Raw genomic sequence first — 21,667 nt, 5'->3', positions numbered from 1 at the left:
GGAAAAGTTGACCGGGATCCTGCCCGCGATCCGCGCCGGCCCCCCTGACGTCGCCTGATCCAGTGGACCTGCCGTCCTTCGATCTCGCCGCCGTCCGAGGCGCGAACCGTGCCGGCCAGCCGGTCTTGTCACGGCGGGCGCGGGCCGCCCAGAGGCGGTAGCCCTGGTGCGACACTCCCAGCACCCGGACCAGCGGGAAGGCCTCATGGGCCAGTGGGCCAGCCGGAACTTCATCTCGGCAGATCCGTCCTCCGCACAAGGAAGCCATGGCCTAACCCAAGATCTCCTTCTCCTCGCGCAGGAGCGCCATGGCCTTTCAGTAAAGGTGTTCGGTGTCGGCGAGCAGTTTGCGGAGCATGCCGATCAGGTCGTCGGTGTACTGCCGGCCGAAAGCCTCGGCCACCCTTTCCTGAACCACCTCCCAGTGCGGACGTCCCTCGGCGAGCTTGTCCTTCCCTACGGGCGAGAGCTGCACGACTCTCTGACGGCGGTCGGGCCCGGGCTCGATCTGCAACAGCCCGGCGCGGGTCAGCAACTCCACTTCACGTGAACAGGTCGTACGCTCCATGGCCATCCGGCCCGCAAGCCGACTGACGGTGATCGGCCCCTCCGCGTCCACGCGAGACAGGATGGCGTAGCCGGTGGCGCGCAGGCCCACCTTGCCCAAAGCCTGGTTGTAGATACGGTCGATCCAGCGTGTGGTCATGCGCAGGTTGGTGCACACGCATTCTGTGGTCGCGGGTTCCATGAAAAGAGTGTATGTACACTCTTCGCGCCGGGTCAATCGAAACAGGTCTCGGTCGCGGCCCGTGCATCCGTTTCTGGTGCGTTGCGTTCCGCGGCGCACACCGGGCCGGTGACTCCGGCGACGTGATTGAGCGTCCACCAGCACAGGCTGGGTGAACCCCTCCACCGTCAGCTCCAGGCGCAGGCGCCCGGTCATTTGGCGATAGGCCTCGCCGCTCCAATAGCCGATGGGCTGCGCGGCGAGTTCTTTCTGGATTGTCCTCCTAGGCGTCAGTCCAGCGTGATCGTTCCGCGAGCGACGATGGCGGTGGAGCCGGCGACGGTGACACACGCCAGTCGGCCGCCCTCGGTCCTGGCGGTGGCCTCGATGATGCTGGGGCGTCCCATGCGCACTCCCTGTTCGATGGTGAGCAGGCACTCGCCGTCGGCGCATCGATCAGCAAAGCTCGCGACCAGGCCGGCACACGCGGAACCGGTGGCCGGGTCCTCCTCCACGCCGTTGGCCGGTACGAAGGCACGGGCGTACAGATGGCCGCCGGTTCTGAGCTCGCCGGCGAACACGTACAGGTGCGGTGACCAGCCATCGGCGAGATCGGCTGCCCAGCGGGCCTTGTCCAGCACAGCGCGGTCGACGGCTTCGGCGCTGGCCAGATGGACGTAGCAGAAGTTCAGTCCCGTGCCGGCGTACCAGCAGTCGAGGAGGTCCGCCTCGGGCAGGGACAGCGCCCCTGCTATCGCCGCGGCTGGGGGTTGATGGCCGGGAGCGTCGAGGGGCGTGTTCAGGGTCAACCGGCTGAACAGTCCGTCCGTGTACACGGTGATTGGCCCGATGCCTTCCTCGAAGACCAACTCTCCGGCGTCGGCCCACCCACCGGCGGTAAGCACTGATGCGGTGCCGATGGTGGGGTGGCCGGCGAAAGGCAGCTCACCGTTCGGGGTGAAGATGCGCAGGCGGCAGGTGTGACAAGCGTCTTGTGGCGGCAAGACGTACGCGGTCTCCGAGAAGCCGAACTCTCTGGCCAGGTCCCGCATCGCGGTCTCGGGCAGGCCGCGGGCGTCGGGGATGACGGCGAGTTGGTTGCCGCCGAACGGTCGTCGGGTGAAGACGTCGGCGATGGCGAACGCGTACTCCATGGCGTGCTCTTTCCGGAGTCAGATGGCGATGGCGTCGATCTCGACGCGGGCGCCGAGTGGCAGTGCCGCCACGCCGATGGCCGTACGGGCCGGGTACGGGTGGGTGAACACCTGGTCGTAGGCGGCGTTCATCGCGGCGAAGTCGTTCATGTCGGTCAGGTAGACGCCGACGCGCACCACGTCCGCGAGTGACTTGCCCGCCGCGGCCAGAACCGCCGCCAGATTGGCCAGCGCTTGCTCGGTCTGGACGCCGACGTCCGCGTCGAGCAGCTTTCCGGTCGCAGGATCCTGGGCGACCTGCCCGCTGATGAAGATGAGCCCGGCACTGCGCACGGCGGCGGAGAACGGGCCGGCCGGCCGCGCGATGGCCTCTGTGGTGATGACGTCGGGCATGAGTGGTCCTTTCGGGGTTCAGAGGACGCGGACCGTGTTGGTCAGCGTGCCGATGCCGGAGATCTCGACGCGGACGGTGTCGCCGTCGGCCAGGAATCGGGGAGGGTCGAAGCCCGCACCCACCCCGGCGGGCGTACCCGTTGCGATGATGTCGCCGGGATGGAGCGTCGTTCCCGCCGAGATGGTCGAGACGAGGGTCGGAATGTCGAAGAGCAGCTCTTCCGTACGGGCATGCTGGCGCGGCTCGTCGTTGACCCAGCAACGGATCTCCAGTGTCGTGGGGTCGATCTCGTCGGCGGTGACGATCCACGGCCCCATCGGGCAGGAGGTGTCCAGGGCCTTGCCGAGAAACCACTGGGTGTGCCGCGCCTGGAGGTCGCGCGCGGTGACGTCGTTGACGATCGTGTAGCCGAAGACGTGATCCAGCGCCCGCGCGGGGGTGATGCCGCGGCCCTTCATGCCGATGACGACTGCGAGTTCGGCCTCGTAGTCCAGGCATGACGTGATGTCTCGGGGAAGCAGGATCTGGGCGTCCGGGCCGATCACGGACTCCGGCGGCTTGGTGAAGACAACCGGCGCCTCCGGGAGGCTGCCCGCCCCCGTCCTGTTGAAGCCGCTACGGTCGAACTCTCCGGCGTGGTCGAGATAGTTCTTGCCGACGCACAGGACATTGCGCGGCGGCCGCGGAATCGGCGCCAGCAGCCGCACCTGGGACAACGGCAACGACTCCGCCTGAAACCGGCCGGCGCCGGTGATGACGTCCAGCATCGTCGTGGCCTGTCCGGCAGGTCTGACAGTGTCACCCTCGACCACGCCGACCCATACCCGGCCCTGGTGACGATAGGTGGCGAGCCTCATGTCGTCCGAGCCAGGTGCGGGGGAAGCCTGTCGGCGAACTGCGCCTCGCCATTGCCGAAGGAAAAGTTCTCCACCGGCACCTCCAGCAAGGTGATGAACACATCCTCGGGGCGTACCGCGAGCTCGGCGGAGAGCCGTCCGGCGATGGCCTGGTACAGGGTGGTCTTGGCCTCGCGATCGCGGCCGGTGGCGAGCGTGATCTGGATGAAGATGATCCCATCGGTGCGCTCGACGTCGAGGAACGACGGGTCGTAGACGAGTTCGCCCTCGCCGTGCTGGGTGATGACATGGAAACGGTCGCCGGCTGGGATGCCCAGCGCCTGAATCATCGCCTGCTGGACCTGCTCGCCCACCTGGCGGGCAAAGTCCCCCGGCTGTCTGTTCAACGAGATGCGTACGAACGGCATCGGTTCCTCCTTGGGTGATGAATACAATTGAGTGTATATACACCTATCTCGCACGAGCAACCGGGACCGACCGGCAGCACACCACAGTGACGCCGTCGACCAACCGAGATTTGATTGGCACACGCGGGGCGGCCCGCGAGCACTCCCTGACCTGCCAGATCGAGCAGACCCAGGCGGAGATCGACACCCTCACCGCACGTCTGGGCGAACTCAGCGAGCACGTCGAGCACCTGCGCATCAGCGCAAGACCCCCATCTCCCTCGCCGAAGATCCCGCCCCGGCCGAGCGGCCGCCGACTGTCCCCGATCACCCCGCCTACCAGCAGACTCTCGCCGCCTTCGACGAGACCGGCGGCTCCCTGCGCGCCCGTGACCTGGCCCTGGCCATGGACCTGCCCCTGAGCCAGAACAACATCCAGAACGTCGTGCAACGTTCGCACTACCCCTGCGAGAGAGGATCCTGCGTTTCGTGCCTTCCCTTCGCCTTCTCGGGGGTGTCGGTGCACCGTTCTTTGCGGCCCAGGGACAGAAATCGCTCCTCAAGGAGGAGCAACAGCGCGGCGGCCGTCATCAGGCCGCCGACCAGAAAGGTGCCGCGCACGCTGATGATGGGAAGCAGCAGGCCGCCCGCGAGGGCGCCCGCGGCCACGCCCAGGTTGTAGGCGGCGCCGTTCGCGGCGATGGCTGTTTCCGTGCGGCCCGGCGCGAAGTGCATGACCTGGCTCTGCGTGGCCATGAAGATAGGCCCCAGCGAGGCGCCGAGGAACACGATCGTGATCACTGCCAGGGTCTGCGACTCGCCCGCGGCCGACAGGCCGAGCAGCGCCACCGCCTGCGTCGTCACGGGGAGCGTGAGGGTCGCCCAGGGAAAGCGATCGAGGAGCCGCCCGTACACCGCGACGCCGACGATGCCGGTGATGCCGAGGACCAAGAGCAGGGTGCTGACGGAAGACTCGCTGAACCCAGCTTCGTCCACCAGGAACGTGGAGATGTAGGTGTACCCGGCGAAGACGCCGGTGACCGTGAGCCCGGTGACGGTCAGCACGACCGCGAACCGGCGGGTGTCCGGCGCCACGCCGCGCACGGCGTGGCCTACTTCTGGGCGGGACGTCGGCAGCACAGTGGCGATAACGATGAAGGAGGGGATGGCCAGCGCGCCGACCACCAGGAACGGAACCGGCCAGCTGGCCTGCTGGCCCAGCCAGGTGCCGCCGGGCACCCCGAGGACGAGAGCGAGCGAACCGCCCACGGACAGCGCTCCTATGACGCGCCCGCGGACGCGCGGGGGAAACAGGCCGACCGCGACGGGCCCCATCACCGCCCAGAACAACGCCTGGGCCACCGCAGTGACCAATCGGCTCGCCAGCAGCACCCCGTACGAGGATCCCAGAGCCGCCACGACGCTCGCGAGGAACAGCGTGGCCAGCAGGACGCAGAGGACTAACCGACGGGGGACCGCGCGGGTCACCGTGGCGATCGGCACCGAGACGAGGGCCACGGTCAGTCCATAGCCAGACACCAGCAGACCAACGGCCGACAACGACTGGCCCAGGTCCTCCGACATCAGCTTGAGAATGCCGATCGGCAAATTCTCGGTGGTATTGAAGGCGAACGCGCCCAGCATGAGCGCGCCCACCACGGCCACACCACGCCACTTCGTCGACTCCGTCGTCATATATCCTCCACGTTCACAGCGAGCCATTCCGATCTCAGTCTGAAGACTGAGGTGGACGGTGCGCGCTGCCTGAAGGCGGAGGATGGTGCAGTCGGTGCTGCACTGATAGGCGCTGAGCCAGTCACCGCGGACCTGGCCGGCGCGGACTTACAGGCAGTGAGCTGTCGTCTGTAACAGTTCGTCGCTCTGCGTAGGGCTCGATTGTCTCGGCATGCCGCGGCCCGGTGGTCGAACATGCGTAAAGCCCCTTATAGAAGTGGTCTTGACTAGAGATCAACTTCATAACCAGAGGCTTCAGGTGCCCACCAGTGTGACATACTCGGCGACCCTCGATGTACGCCGGGAGACCGTGCTGTTCCTGTCCGCCCAGCTGCACGCCGAGCGCCGCCGCCGGGGCACCCGGCGAGACCGCCGCGCGCTCGGCTGCTTCGCCCAGGCCGTCCTCATCCTGCGCTGGTTTTGCGACGGCACCCGCCTCCGGCAACTGGCGGCCGATCACGGCATCGGCGGCACGACCGTCTACCGCTACCTGCACGAGGGCATCGACGTCCTGGCCAGGCATGCCCCGGACCTGCACCCAAGCGCTGAACGCGGCCCAGGAGGCGGGCCTGACGCACGTCAACCTCGATGGCATCGTCATCGCCACCGACCGTGTCGCCACCCCCGGTCCCAACGGCTCTCGGCCGAGCAACGGCTCGGCGCTTATGGCCCGGACGGACAGGGCGGGTGCGCCAGGGCAGCCTATACCCGGGTCAGCAGAGAGGAGGAAGGCACAGACAGTCCTTTGCTGAGGCGTATCAACGAGGAATCATTCGACTCCTCCAGCAAAAATCCAGACGTCACCGCCGCTTTTCGCAAGTGGAGTGTCTGCATGCGCCGGGACGGCTTCTCCTACACCGATCCGCTCCAGGCGACGAACGATTCGCGATGGAGTTCCGACCAGCCGACGCCGGATGAGATATCTACCGCCGTCGCCGATGTGAAATGCAAGGAAGAAGTGCACCTGGTTCAGGTATGGGCTCGAACCGAGCGGTCATTTCAAACGGACGAACTGAAGAAACATGGCGACCGGTTCGAGAGGCTTCGTGCCCGGACATCGCGATGACAGAAAGACGTTCAGCTCATCATCCGGAACCACGGCAGCGCATAGGAGCCCGCCCATCTCCACGACGCTCACCATGTCACCGGGAGCCGGTGCAGCCCGTACACGTTCGCGTCGTGCTTGAACGGCAGCTCGTCGAACGGCACGGCCAGCCTCAGGCCGGGAACGCGGCGCAGCAGCGTGCTGTAGACGATCTCCAGCTCCAGCCGGGCCAGGTTCTGCCCCAGGCACTGATGGATGCCGTAGCCGAAGGCCAGATGGCCGCGTGCGGAGCGGTGAATGTCCAGGGTGTCGGGGTCCTCGAATACGCGGGGGTCGCGGTTGCCGGAGGCGGCTGCGGCGATGACGCCCTCATCCGCGCGGATGAGGGCGCCGTCCACCTCAAGATCGCGCGTCGCCACCCGGGACGTGGCGGGGTCGACGATGGTGAAGTAGCGCAGCAGTTCTTCCACCGCGCCCGGCATGAGCGACGGGTCCGCCCGCAGCTCGGCGAGCTGGTCCGGGTTCTCCAGCAGCGCGGTCGTGCCGAGCGAGATCATGTTCGCGGTGGTCTCGTGCCCGGCGATCAGCAGTGTGAGGGCCATCGCGGACATCGCGTCATGGTCGAACATGTCCGCTTCCTGATACTTCACGACCAGACGGCTCAACAGGTCCTCGCCCGGCTCGTGGAGCTTCTCACCGACCAGCGCGTACAGGAACCGGCGCACCTCGCCCATCGCCGCCGTACGCCGCTCGGCGCTGGTGCCCTTGTTGACGATCTCGGCGGTGCGGGTGTGGAAGAACCCCCGCTCGCTGTACGGAACCCCGAGCAGCTCGCAGATCACCATCGACGGGACCGGCAGGGCCACCGCCTGCACCAGGTCGGCGGGGCGCGGCCCGGCCAGCAGCTCGTCGATGCGCCCGTCCACGATCTCCTGCACCCGTGGGCGCATGCTCTGCACCCGCCTGACCGTGAACTCGGTGGTGACCATGCGGCGGTGCGTGTTGTGCTCCGGCGGGTCCACGGTCAGGATCGATCCCTTGAGGTTCTGCCCGAAGCCGGGCATGACCAGTGGAAACTCGGGATGCGTACGGTCGGAGCTGACGTGCGGGTCCGTCAGCACCGCGCGCACGTTCGCGTGGCCGGTGACCAGCCAGGCCGTCCTGCCGCCCGGGATGGAGACGCGGGTGGAACTTGCGGCCCTGCTCCATGATAGCCCCGCGCTCTGAGCAGCCGATCGGCCATGTCACATCGGTGGGACTTTTTCCTTCTTATGGGGTGATGCGGAAAGGAGAACGACTGTGACGAAAAAGATCGTGGTGGTCGGCGGCGGGCTGGCCGGTTTAGTGGCGGCCGTCGTCTGTGCGGAAGCGGGCGCGCAGGTAACGCTGCACGAGGCGCACAGGAGCCTCGGCGGGCGGGGGCGCGCGGCCGGCGGGCCGTACCTGGCGCATGAGGGCGCGCATGTATTCTACGCCGACGGCCCGCACTGGACGTGGCTGAAGGAGCGGGGCCTGGTCGGGGCGCTGGGCAGGCCGGCGGTGCGTGATTACCGGATGGGGTTCGTCCGCGATGGCCGGTTGCGGCGGCTGCCGCCCGCCGGTTTCGTCCGGATGATGGCGACGGGCCCCAGGACGGCACCGGTGGAGGTGGACTTCCACACCTGGGCCTCCACCCGGTACGGCGAGCACACGGCCCGGATCGCCGCCAACGCGATCAGTGTGGTGACTTTCGACGCCGATACTGGACGGTTGTCGGCCGCGTTCGTGTGGAACCTGCTGCGCCGGGTGTTCGCGCTGCGCCCGCCGGCGGTCCGCTGGGTGATCGGCGGCTGGCAGGCGGTGATCGACCGGCTCGCCGGCCGCGCCCGCGAACTCGGCGTCCGCATCGAGGTGGGTTCCCGGGTGAGCGACCTGCCGGGCGAGCCCGTGATCGTGGCCACCGAGCTGTCGTCGGCCCGGCTGCTGCTCGGCGACGAAAGCCTGCGCTGGGAGAGCGGCAACTGCGTGATGTTCGACCTGGCCGTACGCTCGGCGCGCGGCGACCGTTTCATCTGCTGGGACCTGGACGGCGGCGGCTTCCACGAGAGCTACTCCATGCAGGATCCCACCGCCGCCCCGAGAGGAGAGACGTTGTTCCAGATCGACATGCCGATCCGACGCGAGGAGAGCAGGGCGCAGGCGACCTCGCGGGTGGAGGCGCTGGCCGACCTGGCCGTGCCCGGCTGGCGCGAGCGCGTGACCTGGCAGCGCTCCGGCGCTGCCAAGCACCGCACCGGCGCGCTCGACCTGCCCGGCCTGACCTGGCGCGACCGCCCCGCGATCGACCGGGGGCACGGCGTGTTCCTGGCGGGCGACCTGGTGGCCGCGCCCGGCATGCGCGGCGAGATCTCCATCAACAGCGCGATCAAGGCCGCCGACGGCGCCCTGCGCGCGCTCCGCATCACCGACCGCGCGGCCCGATGACTCAGGATCCCTTCCACACCCACCGCAACCTGCTGTTCAGCCTCGCCCACGACATCCTGGGCAGCGTCGGCGACGCCGAAGACGTCGTACAGGAGACCTGGCTGCGCTGGCACGGCGTGGACCACGGCAAAGTGGAGAACCCCCGCGCCTACCTCGTCCGCATCCTCACCCGGCTCGCACTGAACGAACGCAACCGCCTCCACCACGAATACATCGGCCCCTGGCTGCCCGAGCCCGCTCCGGACCTGGCTCAGGACCCGGCCGAGGACGTGGCCCGCGCCCAGGACGTCACCTACGGGCTGATGGTGGTGCTGGAGACTCTCTCCCCCCTGGAACGAGCGGCCTTCATCCTGCATGAGGCGTTCGGCTTCCAGCACACCGAGATCTCCCGCATCCTCGACCGCTCCGCCGCCGCCGTGCGCCAGCTCATCCACCGCGCCCGCGAACACGTCCAGGCCCGCCGGCCGAGGTTCAGCCAGGAGCGGGCCACCGCCCAGGCCGTCTCCGAACGTTTCCTCGACGCCGCCCTCGGCGGGAGCATCGTCGGCCTGATGGAGGTGCTGGCCCCCGACGTGACGCTGCGAACCGACGGCGGCGGGCGTACCAAGGCCGCCCTGCGCCCCATCACCGGCAGCGAGCGGGTGAGCAGGGTGCTGGCGCGGGTGGCGCCGGTCGACGCCGAGGTGACGGTGCGCTGGTCCACCCAGGACGGCCCGCCCACCGCGGCCATCTTCGCCGACGGCCGGCCGTACGCGGTGCTGGTCGCGGTGCTGGGCGAGGACGGGCAGCACATCAGCGAGGTCTACGGCGTGCTGAACCCCGACAAGCTGGCTCGACTAACCGTCTGAGTCTCCGAGAAGCAGCCGCCGGACCGCCGCCTCCCCCTCGGTGAGGACGGCGGCGGCCTGGTCGAGGGAGAGATCGACCGTCGCGGCGAAGGCTTCGGGCCCGCCGAGTGCCTCGATGGTCTGCGCGGGCAGGAACTTGATCAGCAATGCGGAGGTGCCGGGCGGCATGCCGGCGAAGTGCACGGTGAGCAGGCCGTGCTCGCGCAGCAGCACCATCGCGAGCAGGGCGGTGGCGTCGATGGGCGCCGGAGGGGTCGTACCGGGGCCGGCGCGGCGGGCGAGTTCGGCGCTGATGGCCTCGCCGGGCAGGCGGGTGATGAAGGGTGTGTCGTGCACCATGTGCTCTCCGAGCCTGGTCCGCAGCGCCGCCCCGGCCAGCCGCGTCGAGGCGACCAGGGCGCGCACGCGTTCCGGCCGGTAGGTCTCCAGCGTCTGGACGACCGCCGGGTAAAGCACGGGCCGGCATTCGCTGCCCAGCTCGAAGAGTCTGGCCCGGGCGCGGCCGACCAGATCGGCCCGGCCGCCGAGCAGGCCCACGCGGGGCCCGGCCACGCCGTACTTGTCCAGGCCGGTGGCGCCGAGGTCGGCGCCGAGTTCCAGCGTGCGGGGCTGGCCGAGCACGGCGGGCCCTACGCGGGCTCCCCCGGCGTCGTCGACCACGACCACCGCGCCGCGCTCGTGTGCCAGGGCGACCACGAGGCGCAGGTCGTCTTCCGCGAGCGCTTCGTAGCTGACGGCGAGCCGGGTCAGCGCCACCACCGAGACGTCGGAGCGTTCGCTCAGCGCCTGCTGGAACCCCGCCGGACCGATCGTGTCCACGAGATGGCCGCCCGCGTCCCTCACCGCGCGGACGACGGCGGGATGGCTGTAGGTGGCGGAGACGCCCACGACGGTCGATCCCGGGCGTACCGTCACCTGGAAGGCCGCGAACAGGGCGGCCGTCAGCCGGTTGGCGACCGCGATGTCATGCACGTCCGCGTTGCCGCCCAGGTGGGTGAGCCCGAGCTCTCGTACGCGCCCGGTGTACAGGGCACCGGCCCATTCGTCGTCCAGGGTCCAGGGGTCCAGTTTGGGCAGCGGCAGGCCGCGCTCCAGTCCGCTGACGTTGTGCAGGGGCAGCCCGGCCTCGTGCCGGCGGTGGATGTGCCGCCAGGCCTCGGACAGCTTGCGCAGGTGGGCCTCGGTGCCGGTGAGCACGGTGCCGGGGCCGTACGGCAGGGGGTCGCGGGTCTGGTTCGCTTCGGTCCTCATGGCGCCTCCGTCGATCGTCCAGGTGCTCTCCAGCACAACAAGACCTTCATATGTCAGACAAGCTCAACTATCTTCCGGTGACCGTTCGATATGCTTCACCAATGCTGTCCGTACCGGCAATGCGCCTGCTGCACGAGCTGCGGCTGCGTGGGACTCTCACCGCGGCGGCCGAGGCCCTGCACCTGTCCCGCTCGGCGGCAAGCCACCAGTTGGCCGCGTTGCAGCGTGGCGTCGGGATGCCGCTGACGGAGAGGGTCGGCCGGGGGTTGCGGCTCACCGAGGCGGGCCAGGTGCTGGCGCTGCGGGCGGAGCGGGTGCTCAACGAGATCGAGGCCGCGGGGGCCGCCGTCGAGCAGCTCAGCGGCACCGTGTCGGGGCTGGTCCGGGTCGCGTTCGTGCAGACCCTCGCCATCAACCTGCTGCCGCGGCTGCTGACCGGCCTGGCCGCGTCCTGTCCGCTGCTGCGGGTGGAGGGCCGTACGGCCGCCGACGACGCGGTCGTGGCGGTCGCGTCCGGCCGGATCGACCTGGCCGTGGTGCCCTCCTACGACACCACGCCGCTGCAGGTCCCCGAAGGGCTGCGGGCCGAGCCGCTGTTCCGCGACCCGGTACGGCTCGCGGTGCCGTCCGGTCACCGGCTGGCCGGCCACCGCGGGCCCGTGCCCCTGGCCGAGCTGGCCGGCGAGCGATGGGTGGCCGGGGAGCCGGGCACCTACTTCGGCCAGCTCGCCGAATCGTTGTGCCACCAGGCCGGCCTCGTGCCCGACATCGTGCACCGCAGCAGCGACTCCGCGGTGGTGGCCGCGCTGGTCGCCGCAGGCCACGGCGTCGCCTTCATCCCCGCCTTCGCCGACCTGCACCTCCATCCGCGGATCGCGGTCAAGGATGTCGAAGCGGATCGGGCGGGGCGTGACATCGTCGCGCTGCTGCGTGCGGGCAGCACGCGCCGTCCCGCCGTTCTGGCCATTCTGGCCGAGCTCGAACGGCACTGCCGCTCTGACGGTCGGCCCGATGAGTGAAGTCAGGCAACGAACGGATCCTCGTGGGCGCGGATCCGCCCTGACATGGCCTTGAGGGCGCCCAGTGCCATCTTGTGGGGCCCACTCCCGAAGGACACCCTGGCAACCCCGATCTCGGTCAGCCGATCGAGGCTCGGCCCTCCGGGGAGGCAGTTGGTGTTGACCGGGCCGGGCAACTCCGACACGAGCGCGGAAATGGCATACTCCGACCTGGCCATGATCGGATAGACGCAGTCGGCTCCCGCCTCCAGGTAGCGCGTGCCCCTCTCGACGGCCTCACCGATCACGTCGGCCGTCTCCGTCCTGCCACCGCGGAAGACGTCGACCCGAGCGTTGATCACGATGTCCACCCCACAGCCGGTGGCCGCGGCGCGCACGTCGGCGATGCGTCGCGCCTGTTCCTCCATCTCGACGAGACCGCCCGACCCGGGGTCGCTGTCCTCAAGGTTGAATCCGGCCGCGCCGATGCCGATCAGCCGGCCGACGAGCTCTCCGGCGGACAGTCCATAACCCGCCTCCGCATCGACGGTGACCGGCACCTGTGCCACGCGGATGACACGGCCGGCCGCGGCGAACATCTCCTCGGCCGCCGCGCCCTCACCGTCCGGGTAGCCGAGCATCGCGGAGATCGCCGCGCTGGCCGTGGCCAGGGCCGGGAACCCGGCCTCCGCCACGACCCTGGCGCTCGCCGCATCCCAGACGTTGGGCAGGAGCAGCGGGGATCCCGGCTTGTGCAGCTCTCGGAGCAGGGCCGCCTGATCATTCAGTGTCATCGTCGACCTCGAAAAGGTGCCGGTTCTCCTGGCTCCAGGAGACCCTCCTGCTCAGCTCGTCGAGGTAGCCGTCCGCGACCCAGGTCGCCTGCGGCTCGGCGCCGGCCTCCCCCAGCCGGCGAACCCGCTCACGGATGTCCCGCTGCACGCCGATGACCGCGTCGGGCAACCCGGCCGCGTCAGGCAGGCCGTACGCGACGGCGAACGCCTTCACCCTGTGACGGCGGTCCGGCGGCCGGCTGTAGGCCAGCCAGCGCAGGCATTCCTCGTCGTCGCGGAACGGGGCGAGGTGCTCCAGCGCGTAGGCGATGTCGTACAGGCGATCCGCCGGCCGGGCGTAGTCCCAGTCGAGGATCCCGACCGGCCGCTCGTCCCGCCACACGACGTTCCACGGGCCGAAGTCGCCATGGCAGATCAACTTCCCGTCGCCCAGCCCTGTCTCACCGGTGTACCAGGCGAGCCCGTCCGGCGGGCGGAACCCGGCGACCGCGTCGTGATAGTCGCGCAACAACCGCGCCATGGCCGCCAGACCGCCGTCCCCGGCCACCTTGGCCCAGCTCCGTGGGCCCGCCTCGCCCTCGACATAGGTCAGCACCTCACGGCCCTGCTCGTCGATCCCCAGCACGCGCGGCGAGAACGGGAACCCGGCGCCCTCCAGATGAGACAGCAGCGCATGCACGGCCGGCGTCCACGCCTGGACGGGCCTGCGGACGGTGTCACCGACCCGCACCACCCTCCGATGCGGCGTGTCCTGGAGCACCTCTTCATCAGTCATTGCATCTGATCCTAATCCTTATTATGGTAAAGGTTCAATTCCACGACGATGGAGCGTCGCACACCATGAACCGCGTACTCGTCTTCCTGTACATCCGTCCGCTCCTGATGATCGCCGTCTTCCCCTGGTTGATCGCCGTCCTTTCCGGCGCGGCCGCTGGCACCGCTCCTCTGGTGCTGGTCGGCCTGATCGTCGGCGCGCTCGGATCGATCCTGCTGGGTAGCGCACATTGGCTGGTGTACCGGCCCGCTCAGTGGACCTCGCAGCGCTCTCCGTTCGGCACCCCCGATGGCCTGGTCACCACGGGGCCCTACAGGTATCTGCGACACCCGCAACTCGTCGGCGTCTACGCGGTGATCCTGGCGTGGGCGCTGGCGTTGCCTCACTGGACGCTGTTCGCCTATCTCGTCGCTACCATGGTCACCAGCATGACCGTGGCCGTGCGTGCGGAGGAGAAGCAGGTGGAGCAGGCGTTCCCCGTTCGCTATCGCGACTATCGGAGCCGTACGCGCCGGTTCGTCCCCGGCGTCGTCTGATGGCGGGCCCGCGGGAATGACCGTGACCGAGATTCCCGAGTTCCTGGTCCACGCGGCGATCGCCGCCGCGGAGGAGACGGGGCAGGACGTCGCGAACGTGTCGCTGAGCGCGATCGCCGCCAAGGCGGGCGTCTCGCGCAGCACGCTGCTCCGCAGGATCGGCGGCAGCCGCCGCACCCTCGACCAGGCCGTACGCGCGGCCGGGGTCGATCCTGGAGGCCGGCCCCCGGCCCGCGAGCGCGCCGTGAACGCGGCGGCGCGCCTGATCGCGGAGCGAGGGCTCGCAGCACTCACGATGGAGGCGGTCGCCTCCACGGCGCAGTGCTCGGTGCCGAGCCTGCACGAATCGCTCGGTGGCAGGGACGCCCTGCTCACCGCCGTCTTCGAGCGGCACATCCCGTTGCTCGACCTCAACGCCGTCCTGGACGACTCCCCAGATCTCGGCACCACCGTCAGGACCATCTACCGCACCCTCGTCATCGCGTTCGACCGGCAGCCCCGGGTCCTGCCCTCCCTGTTCGCCGACGTGATCAGCCGGCCGGACGGACCCGCCGGTCAGGTCCTGCGGCGGTACATGCCGCAGTTCCTGAGTGGCATCGGCTCCTGGCTCGAAGACCAGATGGAGACGGGCCGGATCCGGCGCATGCCCGTGCCGGTGGCGGCGCAACTGCTGATCGCCCCGGTGGTCGTGCACGTGATGTCCCGGCCGGCCATCGCCGGTGCGCTCGGCACGAGCCTGCCCACCGTGGAGGACGCCTGCGAGGTCTTCGCGCAGGCGTTCCTGCGTGCGGCCGTTCCCTCCTAGTGGAGGCGCTCGGGGCGGAATCCTCTGGCGACCACGTACGCCGGGACGCGCTGCAACCACGGGAAACGGCGTAGCAGCCGCAGAGGAAGTGGATCCCCTGAGGCTGTGGTGCCGGTGCCCTCCAGGGCGGGACGCAGCGCCTTGTCGTGCAACAGGCGTTGCAGGCCCTGGGCCAGCATGGTGGCGGGCAGGCGGCGGCGCCGTACCCTGGCCAGGTCGGCCGGCGTCACGGCACGGCGCAACAGCGGGCCGGCCAGCAGCCGGGCGGCGGCCACGGCGTCCTGGACCGCGAGGTTGATGCCGACCCCGCCTACCGGGGTCATCGCGTGCGCCGCGTCGCCGATGCACAGCAGCCCGTCCCTGTGCCAGCGGCGCAGCCGGTCCAGCCGCACGTCGAGGAGCTTGACCTCCTCCCATGAGCCGAGCGTGTGCACCCGGTCGGCCAGCCACGGGACGGGTCCGGCCGCCGGGGCGGCGAGCAGTTCGGAGACCGGCATCCGGCGCAGCTCCGCGTCAGTGCCCTTGGGGATGATGGTGGCGCACTGCCAGTAGTCGCCGCGCCCGATCATGATGAACGGGCGCGGCCTGCTGATCACGGGGACCATGGCCTTGGGTTCGTGTTCCCAGCGGGGGATCTTGAACCACCACACGTCCATTGGGACCGGCCACTGCCTGGCCGGTAGCCGTGCCGCCCTGCGCAGCACCGACCAGCGGCCGTCGCAGGCGACCGTGAGGTGGGCGCGGATCCGTCCCACCTCACCGTCGTGGGTGCGGTACTCGACGCCCGTCACCTTGCCCCCGTCCGTAAGCAGGCCGGTGGCCTCGGTGTTCATCCGCAGGGTGAACGTCGGGTATTCGGCGGCGGCGTTGGCGAGCAGGTTGAGCAGGTCCCACTGCGGGACCATCGCGATGTAGTTGTACCTGCCCGGCAGCGCCGCCAGGTCGCCCACCCGCTGGATCCCGCCGCCGACCGGCACCAGCACCTCGTCGAGGCGGTTCTGCGGCAGCCGCTCGAAACGGTCGCCGAGGCCCAGCTCGTCCAGCAGTTCCAGGGTGGTCGGGTGCACCGTGTCGCCGCGGAAGTCGCGCAGGAAGTCCCCATGCTTCTCCAGCACCGTCACCGCGACACCCGCCCTGGCCAGCAGCAGCCCCAGCACGATCCCCGCCGGTCCGCCGCCCGCGATGCAGCAGGTGGTCGTGTCCATGCGCCCTCCTCCTCAGCTCACACGCCGCAGCGTCTGTTCCTCGATCAGGACCTGGCCCTGGCCGAAGTCGGCCTCGGCGAGGTGGCGCCACTCGTCGTCGCCGACTCTGACGAAGGTCTCGCGGGCGTGGACGCGGCGGCCTCCGTCGAGGATGATCGCCTCGGCCACCAGCCGGTCCCCTGTCCAGCCCGGCGAGGTGACGGTGGCTCGGCGGCCTCGGCTGTCGAACCATTCGGAGACGAAGCGCCGCTCGGCGGAGTCATATCCCCACAGCCGTGTCGCCTCCAGGACGTCGAGGCCCTCGCCCTGCTCGATCCAGGAGAAGCGCTGCTCCAGCCAGTGCCCGCGGTGCCGGAAGGCCCCCTCCACCCGCAGGACCGGCTGCGCGATCCCCGTGGTGAGAAACTTTCCGTGCCCTTCCCACGCGCCGGCAAAGAAGGCCAGGGCCGCCAGGTCGGATGTCACGCCGCCGCCAGCGCCTTCTCCAGTGCCTCCAGCGCCTCGGCCGTGTCGGTCACGCTCAGCTCGGCGGTGAACCGCAGGGCGTCGCGGATCTCGTCCGGGCCGGCGAACTGCAGGGCCAGCGCGACATGCTTGCGGAACGACTCGCCGAAGGCGTTCCTGGCGACGTGCGCGGTCAGCGCGACGAAGGCGCGCTCACGCCCGCTCAGCCGCTCCTCCGACCAGGCCCGCCCGGTACGCGAGGCCAGGAACTCCGCCAGCCACGGATCGTCCACCGGCCAGGCGGCGCCCGGCGAGCTCTCGGCCACCCGGCTCGGCTGCGGTGTGGTGTCCAAGCCCCGCTCGGCCGCGACCTGCGCCACCCGGCTCAACGCGTCGGCCGCCGCCGGGTAGCCGGCGTAGGGGGCCACGAACCTGATCAGTGCGAGCATGTCGGCGTACGGGACGCCGTGCATGTCCAGGGCCGTGATGTGCATGGTGAAGGCCAGCCCGAGATGGCCGCGGCAGATGTCGTGCGCGGTGACCTGCAGCAGTTTCTCCCGCACGCTGGTGCCCGCCAGCCCGAACGTGAACCCGCCGGTCTCCAGCGCCATCTTCTGGAATTCGAGGTCCACCTCGGCCAGGGGACCACTCGGAAGATCAACCATGGAAATGCTCCCTTCTTGCTACTTCGTGAATCGGACGGTCTCGGCGACCGCTTTCGAGGCTCTGCTCACCATGACCTCGCCGCGATGCACGGCGGTCTCGGTGACCCCGAACCGCGCCGCCAGAGCCTGCTGGACCTGCGCGACCGTCTGCTCGGAGCGGTTGGCGGTCGCGGTGTCGGCGAACATGGTGATCGTCATCGCGGTCCCGTCGCCGGTGTGGACAGCGGTGTAGAGAATCGAGCCGACCTGTTCGGGGATGCGGTCGGCGAATTCGCGATCGACCTGCTCGACCATCTCCTCGATCGAGCCGGAGCTCGTGCTGTAGTGCCGCACGATCGCGTACATGGGAATCTCCTCAGGGTTGGGGAGCCCGCCCGGTCAGGTAGCGCTGCAATGCCGGCGCGACCCAGCGGGCCAGCTCGTCGGGTGAGGAGGAGACCAGCGCGTCCACCTGGACGGCGTAGCGGGCGATGGCCAGCCCGACCAGCTGGCCGGCGGCGAGCGCCGCCCGCAGCTCCGGGTGGTCCACGCCCAGTTTGCGCGTGAGGCTGCCGAGCATGTCCTGGGCCAGGAATTCCCGTATCTGCCCGGCGGCGTGCTCGTTGGTCGCCGCTGAGCGCACCAGCCCCAGCAGCGGACCCGGCGACTCCACGTCCCCGAGCAGGCCGAGCACGAAGTGCGTCAACCGCTCCCCCAGCTTGCCTCGGGGACCGTCCAGGAGCATGCCCACGGCCTGCCCCGGCTGGAACACCGCCGTCACGACGGCGCTGAACAGTTGTTCCTTGGTGCCGAAGAATCGCCGCACCAGCGCCGGGTCGACCCCTGCGTCCGCGGCCACCTGGCGCATGCTCGTGCCGTCGTAGCCGAGTGAGCTGAACGACGCAGCCGCGGCCGCCACGATCTGCTCCCTGGTGGTCGACGTCCCCGGACGCCGTCCTGTCCGTCGCATCTTTCCTCCTCGCCGCCGAGGCTATATCCTCTCTCGGGGACTTTCAAGTCTTCATATGAGGACTTATTGATGAGAGGAAGCACGCATGTACGCGTTCATACGCCGCTACCGGATCGGAAAGGGCACGGTCGAAGCCCTGACGAATCGGGTCGAACGGCAGTTCGCCGGTCAGCTCACCGGCGACGCCGCGCAGGCGCCGGTCAGGGTCCCCGACGGCATCGTCAGCTATCAGGCCATCGACTCGGGCGACGACACGGTCACCACCGTCACCCTGTTCCAGAGCGAACAACACTGGCGCCGGGCGAGCCAGGCGGCCACAGACATCCGGCTGAGCCTGTCCGACTTCGAGGTCGAGGAACTCGACACCATCACCGGCCCGGTGACGATCTCCAAGGAGGCGAAGTGATGTTCCGCTTCGGCGTCGCCCTGCACATCCCCGCCACCCGCCGCGCATGGGTCGACAAGTGCAAGAAGGCCGAGGCCCTCGGCTTCGACACCATCTCGGTCGCCGACCATCTCGGCATGCCCGCCCCGTTCCCCGCCCTCGTGCTGGCCGCCGAGGCCACCGAACACGTGCGGCTCGGCACCTACATGCTCAACGCCAACTTCTACCGGCCTGCCCTGGCCGCCCGCGACATCGCCACCACCGACCTGCTCACCGACGGGCGACTGGAACTGGGACTGGGCGCCGGCCACGCCAGGAACGAGTTCGAAGCAGCCGGACTCCCGTACGGAAGCGGCGGCGAGCGGGTGGAGGGCCTGCAGCGGATGGTGTCGGAGCTGCGCAGACTGTTCACCGACCCCGATGTGCTGCCACATCCGGCCCAGCGGCCAGGGCCGCCCCTCATGATCGCCGGACGAGGAGACCGGCTGCTGCGCTACGCCGCCCGCGAGGCCGACATCATCGGCTTCAACGGCGCCGACACCTCCAGCCACGAAGGAGGCGGCCTGCCGACCTTCGCCTCCGCCGAGTCCATGGCCGAACGGGTGGCCTTCGTCCGGGCCGCGCTGGGCGAACGAGAGGTGGAGTTCAACAGCACCGTCCCCAACGTCGTCATCACCAACGACAGCAGGGCGGCACTGGAGAAGGCAGCCCCCTTCGCACCCCACCTCAGCATCGAGGAACGAGCCGAGGTGCCGAGCCTGCTGGTCGGCACCGCCCAGCAGATCGCCGACAAGCTGCGCAAGAACCGCGAACGACTCGGGTTCCGCTACATCACCGTCCTGGAAGGCGGTCTGGACGCGATGGGCCAGGTCATCGAGCTTCTTCGATAAGAACAAAAAAATTCACCCCGACATGAGACTGGCCCTACTCTGACATAAGGAGTAGGTTCAGCTTCATGACGACCGGAATTCCGGAGCATCTCATCACGGCGGCCGTCGACGCGGCCCGCAGGCACAACCTCGACGTCGCCGACGTGTCACTCAAACTGATCGCCGATGAGGCGGGCATCTCCCGGAGCACGCTGCTGCGCAGGATCGGCGGCACGCGTGCCGCGCTCGATCGGGCGCTCCTCAACGCGGGCGTGGATCCGGGGGGACGCCCGCCGGTGCGTGAGCGGGCCCTCGAGGCGGCCGCTCACCTGATCGCGGGGCGGGGACTGGCGGAGCTGACCCTGGAGACGGTCGCGGACTCCGCGCAGTGCTCCCTTCCCTCTCTCAGAGAGGCGCTCGGCGGTCGAGACGCCCTGCTGACCGCCGTGTTCGAGCGCCACACGCCGCTGCTCGACGTCGAAGAACTCCTGCCCGGCGAGGATGTCGAAACCACCGTGCGAAGCATCTACCGAGCGCTGGTGCGGGCTTTCCAGCACGAGCCCCGGGTGTTGCCCGCGCTGGTGGCCGATGTGTTCTCCAGGCCCGACGGCCCCGCGGCGCGGGTTCTGCGCAGACAACTGCACCGCTACCTGACCACCATCGGCACCGCCCTGTCCACGCACATGAAGGCCGGGCGGATCAGACGGCTCCCGGTGCCATTGGTGTATCAGCTCATGGTCGCTCCGCTGGCCGTTCACCTGCTGACCCGGCCCGCTCTCGGCGACGGCCTGCCTCCGGTCGAGGAGGCGTGCGAGATCTTCGCCGAGGCGTTTCTGAACGCCGTACAGAAAGGAACATCATCATGAACCCGGACGTACTCGTCGTCGGCGCCGGCCCCAGCGGGCTGGCCGCGGCGGCGGAGCTGGCACTGCACGGCGCCAAGGTTCGCCTCGTGGAGGCCCGGTCGGACCGCGCTGGTCAGTCGCGCGCCATCGTCGTGCAACCGCGCACGCTGGAGCTGTTCGACCGCCGGGGACTCGCCGCCGAGCTGCGCTTGCGCGCCTTCCGCTCCAACCAGGTGCTGCGACACGCCCCTGGCCACCCCCCGGTGGCCGTCAGACTGGACACCGGCATCAGCGACAGTCGCTTCCCCGGCCTGCTGTGGGTGCCGCAGAACGAGACCGAGGACGTGCTCACCCAGCACCTGCACAACCTCGGCGTCCGTGTGGAGCGGCAGACGGAGCTGACCGGCCTGCGCCAGGAGTCCGAGCACGTGACGGCCACCCTCCAGCACGCCGACGGCAGCAGCGAACAGGTCCGCGCCCAATACCTGATCGGCGCCGACGGCGTGCACAGCGCCGTTCGCCGGCTGGCCGGGATCTCCTTCGAAGGCGGCACCTACGAGCAGTCCTTCCTCGTGGCCGACCTGCACGTGGACGGTTTGCCGGACGCCGAGTCGCTGCACCTGTTCGCCAGAGGCAGGGCGATCGCCACGTTCATGCCGCTGCGCCACCCGGCCCCCTGGCGGCTGTTGCTGGTCGAGCTGGACAACCCCGGCGACCAGCAGCCGACCCTGGCCGACCTGGAACGCCAGTCCTGGATCTGGGAACAGCTCCCCCTACTGCTGCACGACCCGATCTGGGTCAGCCGTTTCCAGGCACACCACCGCATGGCCGCCCACTTCCGTCAAGGCCGCGTCTTCCTGGCCGGCGACGCCGCGCACGTGCACAGCCCTGCCGGCGGCCAGGGCATGAACACCGGCCTGCAGGACGCCTGGAACCTCGGCTGGAAACTGGCCCTGGTCTCCACCGGCCACGCCCGGGCCGAACTGCTCGACAGCTACGAGGCCGAACGCATGGCCGTGGCCAGGGAACTGCTGCGCACCACCGACCGGCTCTTCGCCGGCATGGTCTCCGCCAACCCGCTCATCAGGGCGGCCAGGGCCACCCTGTTCCCCTTCCTCACCTCGGTCGCCGGCCGCAACCCGCGGATCGGCAAGCGGGCCGCACAGCTCACCTCCATGCTGCGCATCGCCTATCCCGACAGCCCGATCGTGGCCGGCAGCGCCGAGCGGCTACGCCCCCGGCCCGGAGAACGGCTGCCCGACCTGAAGCTGCCCGATGGCGGCTGGCTGCACGAACGCCTGACCGGACCGGGACATCACCTGCTGCTCTGCCGGTCCTACGACGACAACGAGATCGGGCAGCTGCTGCGAACCTACGACGGGCTGATCACGCTCTCCCGGGTGCCCGACGGCACCCTGGGCGGCGGAGCCGTCCTGGTCCGGCCCGACGGCTACGTCGCCTTCCGCGGCGGCGACGATCTCGCTCCGCTGAAGGCCTACCTGGCCCGTTGGCTGCTGCCCTCCGTCCGGGCCTGAACC

Annotated in this window: 25 protein-coding genes and 1 pseudogene; 11 read left to right on the top strand and 15 right to left on the bottom strand. The window is 69.6% G+C overall.

Features of this window, described 5'->3' with window-relative positions; genetic code table 11:
• Positions 1-316: 316 nt before the first annotated feature.
• The 6 genes from ABGB01_RS43230 to ABGB01_RS43205 form a co-directional block, all read right to left on the bottom strand.
• Positions 317-748 carry a MarR family winged helix-turn-helix transcriptional regulator gene (locus ABGB01_RS43230; protein WP_347779908.1) on the bottom strand — a complete coding sequence of 144 codons (432 nt, stop codon included), beginning with the start codon at positions 746-748 and terminating at the stop codon, positions 317-319.
• A 269-nt stretch (positions 749-1,017) separates the two neighbouring features.
• Complete coding sequence (locus ABGB01_RS43225) at positions 1,018-1,881, bottom strand: PhzF family phenazine biosynthesis protein (protein ID WP_347779907.1); 864 nt, start codon at positions 1,879-1,881, stop codon at positions 1,018-1,020.
• An 18-nt stretch (positions 1,882-1,899) separates the two neighbouring features.
• Positions 1,900-2,274 (bottom strand): Rid family detoxifying hydrolase, encoded by a 375-nt coding sequence (locus ABGB01_RS43220; RefSeq protein ID WP_347779905.1) that lies wholly within the window; start codon positions 2,272-2,274, stop codon positions 1,900-1,902.
• Positions 2,275-2,292: 18 nt separating this feature from the next.
• A complete protein-coding gene (locus ABGB01_RS43215) occupies positions 2,293-3,132 on the bottom strand; it encodes a fumarylacetoacetate hydrolase family protein (protein WP_347779904.1) in 840 nt (279 codons plus the stop codon).
• Entirely contained in the window at positions 3,129-3,539 is a 411-nt protein-coding gene (locus ABGB01_RS43210; protein ID WP_347779902.1) for a tautomerase family protein, read from the bottom strand. Before ABGB01_RS43210 ends, ABGB01_RS43215 begins: the two co-directional genes overlap by 4 nt.
• A 438-nt stretch (positions 3,540-3,977) precedes the next feature.
• Positions 3,978-5,162, bottom strand: a complete 1,185-nt coding sequence (locus tag ABGB01_RS43205; RefSeq protein ID WP_347779901.1) for an MFS transporter — start codon at positions 5,160-5,162, stop codon at positions 3,978-3,980.
• A gap of 361 nt (positions 5,163-5,523) precedes the next feature.
• Between ABGB01_RS43205 and ABGB01_RS43200 the strand changes: the two are divergent.
• Positions 5,524-5,863, top strand: a pseudogene (locus tag ABGB01_RS43200) (IS5/IS1182 family transposase); the annotation flags it as partial.
• Positions 5,864-5,997: 134 nt separating this feature from the next.
• On the top strand, positions 5,998-6,318 hold the full coding sequence (locus ABGB01_RS43195; protein ID WP_347779899.1) for a hypothetical protein: 321 nt from the start codon (positions 5,998-6,000) through the stop codon (positions 6,316-6,318).
• 68 nt (positions 6,319-6,386) lie between these two features.
• Here ABGB01_RS43195 and ABGB01_RS43190 read toward each other — a convergent pair whose 3' ends face one another.
• Entirely contained in the window at positions 6,387-7,418 is a 1,032-nt protein-coding gene (locus ABGB01_RS43190; protein ID WP_347779897.1) for a cytochrome P450, read from the bottom strand.
• A 178-nt stretch (positions 7,419-7,596) separates the two neighbouring features.
• On the opposite strand from ABGB01_RS43190, the gene ABGB01_RS43185 reads away from it, so the two are divergent.
• Entirely contained in the window at positions 7,597-8,760 is a 1,164-nt protein-coding gene (locus ABGB01_RS43185) for an FAD-dependent oxidoreductase (RefSeq protein WP_347779896.1), read from the top strand.
• Entirely contained in the window at positions 8,757-9,608 is an 852-nt protein-coding gene (locus ABGB01_RS43180; RefSeq protein WP_347779895.1) for a sigma-70 family RNA polymerase sigma factor, read from the top strand. Before ABGB01_RS43185 ends, ABGB01_RS43180 begins: the two co-directional genes overlap by 4 nt.
• On the opposite strand, the gene ABGB01_RS43175 is transcribed toward ABGB01_RS43180, so the two are convergent.
• A complete protein-coding gene (locus ABGB01_RS43175; RefSeq protein ID WP_347779893.1) occupies positions 9,597-10,859 on the bottom strand; it encodes a hypothetical protein in 1,263 nt (420 codons plus the stop codon). The genes ABGB01_RS43180 and ABGB01_RS43175 overlap by 12 nt on opposite strands.
• Before the next feature lie 101 nt (positions 10,860-10,960).
• On the opposite strand from ABGB01_RS43175, the gene ABGB01_RS43170 reads away from it, so the two are divergent.
• Positions 10,961-11,878: a LysR substrate-binding domain-containing protein gene (locus ABGB01_RS43170; protein ID WP_347779891.1), complete on the top strand. Its 918-nt coding sequence runs from the start codon at positions 10,961-10,963 to the stop codon at positions 11,876-11,878.
• A 2-nt stretch (positions 11,879-11,880) separates the two neighbouring features.
• Here the strand turns inward: ABGB01_RS43170 and ABGB01_RS43165 are convergent, their stop codons facing one another.
• Both ABGB01_RS43165 and ABGB01_RS43160 read right to left on the bottom strand, forming a co-directional pair.
• Positions 11,881-12,651: an isocitrate lyase/phosphoenolpyruvate mutase family protein gene (locus tag ABGB01_RS43165; RefSeq protein ID WP_347779889.1), complete on the bottom strand. Its 771-nt coding sequence runs from the start codon at positions 12,649-12,651 to the stop codon at positions 11,881-11,883.
• Positions 12,638-13,426: an aminoglycoside phosphotransferase family protein gene (locus ABGB01_RS43160; RefSeq protein ID WP_347779887.1), complete on the bottom strand. Its 789-nt coding sequence runs from the start codon at positions 13,424-13,426 to the stop codon at positions 12,638-12,640. Before ABGB01_RS43160 ends, ABGB01_RS43165 begins: the two co-directional genes overlap by 14 nt.
• A gap of 65 nt (positions 13,427-13,491) precedes the next feature.
• Here ABGB01_RS43160 and ABGB01_RS43155 point away from each other — a divergent pair, with 65 nt between their 5' ends.
• Together ABGB01_RS43155 and ABGB01_RS43150 are read left to right on the top strand one after the other, a co-directional pair.
• Positions 13,492-13,962 (top strand): isoprenylcysteine carboxylmethyltransferase family protein, encoded by a 471-nt coding sequence (locus ABGB01_RS43155; RefSeq protein ID WP_347779886.1) that lies wholly within the window; start codon positions 13,492-13,494, stop codon positions 13,960-13,962.
• A 16-nt stretch (positions 13,963-13,978) separates the two neighbouring features.
• Positions 13,979-14,767, top strand: coding sequence for a TetR/AcrR family transcriptional regulator (locus ABGB01_RS43150; RefSeq protein WP_347779885.1), 789 nt, complete (start codon positions 13,979-13,981; stop codon positions 14,765-14,767).
• Here ABGB01_RS43150 and ABGB01_RS43145 read toward each other — a convergent pair.
• Genes ABGB01_RS43145 through ABGB01_RS43125 form a run of 5 tightly spaced genes read right to left on the bottom strand, consistent with a single transcriptional unit; the run spans position 14,764 to position 18,030 of the window.
• Positions 14,764-15,972, bottom strand: coding sequence for an FAD-dependent oxidoreductase (locus tag ABGB01_RS43145; RefSeq protein WP_347779883.1), 1,209 nt, complete (start codon positions 15,970-15,972; stop codon positions 14,764-14,766). The genes ABGB01_RS43150 and ABGB01_RS43145 overlap by 4 nt on opposite strands.
• Positions 15,973-15,984: 12 nt before the next feature.
• The gene (locus ABGB01_RS43140) at positions 15,985-16,437 is read right to left on the bottom strand and encodes a DUF1579 family protein (protein ID WP_347779882.1); all 453 of its coding nucleotides are present in this window, start codon (positions 16,435-16,437) and stop codon (positions 15,985-15,987) included.
• On the bottom strand, positions 16,434-17,081 hold the full coding sequence (locus ABGB01_RS43135) for a hypothetical protein (protein ID WP_347779881.1): 648 nt from the start codon (positions 17,079-17,081) through the stop codon (positions 16,434-16,436). The genes ABGB01_RS43140 and ABGB01_RS43135 overlap by 4 nt, the downstream gene beginning before the upstream one ends.
• Positions 17,082-17,099: 18 nt before the next feature.
• Positions 17,100-17,426 carry a hypothetical protein gene (locus ABGB01_RS43130; RefSeq protein WP_347779879.1) on the bottom strand — a complete coding sequence of 109 codons (327 nt, stop codon included), beginning with the start codon at positions 17,424-17,426 and terminating at the stop codon, positions 17,100-17,102.
• Positions 17,427-17,436: 10 nt separating this feature from the next.
• Complete coding sequence (locus ABGB01_RS43125) at positions 17,437-18,030, bottom strand: TetR family transcriptional regulator (RefSeq protein WP_347779877.1); 594 nt, start codon at positions 18,028-18,030, stop codon at positions 17,437-17,439.
• A gap of 85 nt (positions 18,031-18,115) precedes the next feature.
• Between ABGB01_RS43125 and ABGB01_RS43120 the strand changes: the two genes are divergently transcribed.
• The 4 genes from ABGB01_RS43120 to ABGB01_RS43105 all read left to right on the top strand — a co-directional run bounded on the left by ABGB01_RS43120 (position 18,116) and on the right by ABGB01_RS43105 (position 21,664).
• Positions 18,116-18,436, top strand: a complete 321-nt coding sequence (locus ABGB01_RS43120) for a hypothetical protein (RefSeq protein ID WP_347779876.1) — start codon at positions 18,116-18,118, stop codon at positions 18,434-18,436.
• Positions 18,436-19,305 carry a TIGR03621 family F420-dependent LLM class oxidoreductase gene (locus ABGB01_RS43115; protein ID WP_347779875.1) on the top strand — a complete coding sequence of 290 codons (870 nt, stop codon included), beginning with the start codon at positions 18,436-18,438 and terminating at the stop codon, positions 19,303-19,305. The genes ABGB01_RS43120 and ABGB01_RS43115 overlap by 1 nt, the downstream gene beginning before the upstream one ends.
• Positions 19,306-19,370: 65 nt before the next feature.
• A complete protein-coding gene (locus ABGB01_RS43110) occupies positions 19,371-20,150 on the top strand; it encodes a TetR/AcrR family transcriptional regulator (protein ID WP_347779874.1) in 780 nt (259 codons plus the stop codon).
• Positions 20,147-21,664 (top strand): FAD-dependent monooxygenase, encoded by a 1,518-nt coding sequence (locus ABGB01_RS43105; protein WP_347779872.1) that lies wholly within the window; start codon positions 20,147-20,149, stop codon positions 21,662-21,664. Before ABGB01_RS43110 ends, ABGB01_RS43105 begins: the two co-directional genes overlap by 4 nt.
• Positions 21,665-21,667: the final 3 nt, after the last annotated feature.

The organism is Nonomuraea sp. B5E05 (assembly GCF_039880665.1).
GTDB lineage: Bacteria > Actinomycetota > Actinomycetes > Streptosporangiales > Streptosporangiaceae > Nonomuraea.
Note: the sequence above shows the minus strand (reverse complement) of the source record. Positions and strands in the feature narration are given on the sequence as shown.

Coding starts and splice junctions, on each gene's coding strand:
- ABGB01_RS43230 (WP_347779908.1), bottom strand. CDS start 748: ATGGAACCCGCGACCACAGAATGCGTGTGCACCAACCTGCGCATGACC.
- ABGB01_RS43225 (WP_347779907.1), bottom strand. CDS start 1,881: ATGGAGTACGCGTTCGCCATCGCCGACGTCTTCACCCGACGACCGTTC.
- ABGB01_RS43220 (WP_347779905.1), bottom strand. CDS start 2,274: ATGCCCGACGTCATCACCACAGAGGCCATCGCGCGGCCGGCCGGCCCG.
- ABGB01_RS43215 (WP_347779904.1), bottom strand. CDS start 3,132: ATGAGGCTCGCCACCTATCGTCACCAGGGCCGGGTATGGGTCGGCGTG.
- ABGB01_RS43210 (WP_347779902.1), bottom strand. CDS start 3,539: ATGCCGTTCGTACGCATCTCGTTGAACAGACAGCCGGGGGACTTTGCC.
- ABGB01_RS43205 (WP_347779901.1), bottom strand. CDS start 5,162: ATGCTGGGCGCGTTCGCCTTCAATACCACCGAGAATTTGCCGATCGGC.
- ABGB01_RS43180 (WP_347779895.1), top strand. CDS start 8,757: ATGACTCAGGATCCCTTCCACACCCACCGCAACCTGCTGTTCAGCCTC.
- ABGB01_RS43175 (WP_347779893.1), bottom strand. CDS start 10,859: ATGAGGACCGAAGCGAACCAGACCCGCGACCCCCTGCCGTACGGCCCC.
- ABGB01_RS43170 (WP_347779891.1), top strand. CDS start 10,961: ATGCTGTCCGTACCGGCAATGCGCCTGCTGCACGAGCTGCGGCTGCGT.
- ABGB01_RS43165 (WP_347779889.1), bottom strand. CDS start 12,651: ATGACACTGAATGATCAGGCGGCCCTGCTCCGAGAGCTGCACAAGCCG.
- ABGB01_RS43160 (WP_347779887.1), bottom strand. CDS start 13,426: ATGACTGATGAAGAGGTGCTCCAGGACACGCCGCATCGGAGGGTGGTG.
- ABGB01_RS43155 (WP_347779886.1), top strand. CDS start 13,492: ATGAACCGCGTACTCGTCTTCCTGTACATCCGTCCGCTCCTGATGATC.
- ABGB01_RS43150 (WP_347779885.1), top strand. CDS start 13,979: ATGACCGTGACCGAGATTCCCGAGTTCCTGGTCCACGCGGCGATCGCC.
- ABGB01_RS43145 (WP_347779883.1), bottom strand. CDS start 15,972: ATGGACACGACCACCTGCTGCATCGCGGGCGGCGGACCGGCGGGGATC.
- ABGB01_RS43135 (WP_347779881.1), bottom strand. CDS start 17,081: ATGGTTGATCTTCCGAGTGGTCCCCTGGCCGAGGTGGACCTCGAATTC.
- ABGB01_RS43130 (WP_347779879.1), bottom strand. CDS start 17,426: ATGTACGCGATCGTGCGGCACTACAGCACGAGCTCCGGCTCGATCGAG.
- ABGB01_RS43125 (WP_347779877.1), bottom strand. CDS start 18,030: ATGCGACGGACAGGACGGCGTCCGGGGACGTCGACCACCAGGGAGCAG.
- ABGB01_RS43120 (WP_347779876.1), top strand. CDS start 18,116: ATGTACGCGTTCATACGCCGCTACCGGATCGGAAAGGGCACGGTCGAA.
- ABGB01_RS43115 (WP_347779875.1), top strand. CDS start 18,436: ATGTTCCGCTTCGGCGTCGCCCTGCACATCCCCGCCACCCGCCGCGCA.
- ABGB01_RS43110 (WP_347779874.1), top strand. CDS start 19,371: ATGACGACCGGAATTCCGGAGCATCTCATCACGGCGGCCGTCGACGCG.
- ABGB01_RS43105 (WP_347779872.1), top strand. CDS start 20,147: ATGAACCCGGACGTACTCGTCGTCGGCGCCGGCCCCAGCGGGCTGGCC.